Annotated in this window: 1 pseudogene; it reads right to left on the minus strand. The window is 46.1% G+C overall.

Annotated features, from left to right (window positions below):
• A pseudogene (locus J8M01_RS23805) lies at positions 1–499 on the minus strand (transposase); the annotation flags it as partial.

Here is a 499-nt window from a genome sequence, read left to right on the forward strand (position 1 = left end):
GGGTCGCCCTACTGCGCCATGGAATACTTTGGTAAATTGTGTGGTGAGTTTTAACCAGTTTTCTGGGGCTATGTTGAGCCTGTCTAAAATTGGGGAGTTGATAGGGTTGATAGCGCCGCGCTTGTCTGTTCGCATACATCTGCCTGTTAGCTCGACAAGTTCTAAATACGACTTTAATTCAAACGGTATACCTTTGGGCATGCGCTTTCGGGGGCTACCTGCAAAACGTGCCAATTGTTTAGGTTGCTTGCCTTCTTTGGCATGTTCACAGCGAGTTTTTACACTGGTGTAGTCTGAGGTTTCGGGTGTATCAGCCATTTTGGCTCTAACTGGGTTTAAATCAACATACGCCATACAGGCAGCCAGTGCCGCTTCATCAAGTAAGGCTTGTGATTTAAAGCGCCCTTCCCAAAATCGACCCGTACAGTTATCTTCTTTATTCGCTTTTCGGGCTATACTTTCATTCAGTACCCGCATAAACCAACTGATACTCGCTAAG

Source organism: Pseudoalteromonas sp. MMG005 (genome assembly GCF_018101015.1).
Classification (GTDB): Bacteria; Pseudomonadota; Gammaproteobacteria; order Enterobacterales; family Alteromonadaceae; genus Pseudoalteromonas; species Pseudoalteromonas aurantia.